1 pseudogene is annotated in these 425 nt (G+C 67.5%); it reads left to right on the plus strand.

The window, feature by feature from the left end:
• Positions 1 to 425, plus strand: a pseudogene (locus AMD30_RS25675) (HNH endonuclease); the annotation flags it as partial.

Consider the following 425-nt stretch of genomic DNA (forward strand, 5'->3'; position numbering starts at 1 on the left):
CGATGGGCCAGATCGACCGCAACCGCGGCGTCGCCGAGGAGGGTCGGCCGCCGGTGGAGTCGTCGGGTCGGTGGAAGTGGAATGCTGATGGGTCGTTGTCGGTGTCGTTGAGGTTGAGTCCGTTGGATGGGGCGCGGTTTCTGGCGGGTGCGGTGCGCGCGGAGTACGAGCGGACCCGGACCTGCGAGGATCCGGATCTGCCTACCGCTGCGAGTGTTCCGCGGAACACCGAACCGGACTCGGAGGTGGTTCCGTCGCGGCGTCGGGATCTGTGGCGGCAGGTGCCGTCGGATGTGGCGCCGGCGGTGGTGGTGATGGCCGGCATGGTGCATGACGGGATCGCGATGCCTGATGTTGCGCCGGGTGCGGAGATCCTGATTCATGCTGGTGAGGGGGTGGAGCAGGCTCATCTCGATGATGGTCCG

It is taken from the genome of Gordonia sp. HS-NH1 (assembly GCF_001418765.1).
Lineage (GTDB): Bacteria > Actinomycetota > Actinomycetes > Mycobacteriales > Mycobacteriaceae > Gordonia.